The organism is Staphylococcus pasteuri, from assembly GCF_030547725.1.
GTDB lineage: Bacteria > Bacillota > Bacilli > Staphylococcales > Staphylococcaceae > Staphylococcus > Staphylococcus pasteuri.
This window is the reverse complement of the sequence record NZ_JAUOQO010000567.1, coordinates 1-256: the sequence shown is the minus strand read 5'-3', so window position 1 is coordinate 256 and position 256 is coordinate 1. Positions and strand designations below refer to the sequence as shown.

General features: G+C 41.8%; 1 protein-coding gene. It reads left to right on the top strand.

Annotation, left to right across the window (positions count from 1 at the left end):
- Positions 1 to 256 (top strand): PAS domain S-box protein (locus tag Q4528_RS14750; RefSeq protein ID WP_303522413.1); only part of this gene is annotated, 256 nt, incomplete at both ends.

The following is a 256-nucleotide window of genomic DNA, read 5'->3' as shown; positions in this document are numbered from 1 at the left end:
CAATATAACCAAGTGATTGAGCGCGTAAGTGTAGAAATTTCTAAACGCGACACGGCAATAAATGACTTTAGATCCAGTGAAAAGCGTAAAAGTGCGATTTTAGATTCGTCGATGGACAGCATTGTTACCGTGGATCTGATGGGGAAAATTATAGAATTTAACCCTGCATCGGAGCGTATCTTTGGCTTTCTAAAGGAGCAAGTCAGCGGCAAGAGCTTTATTGATTTGTTTATTTTGGAGCAAGACCAACCCGCGG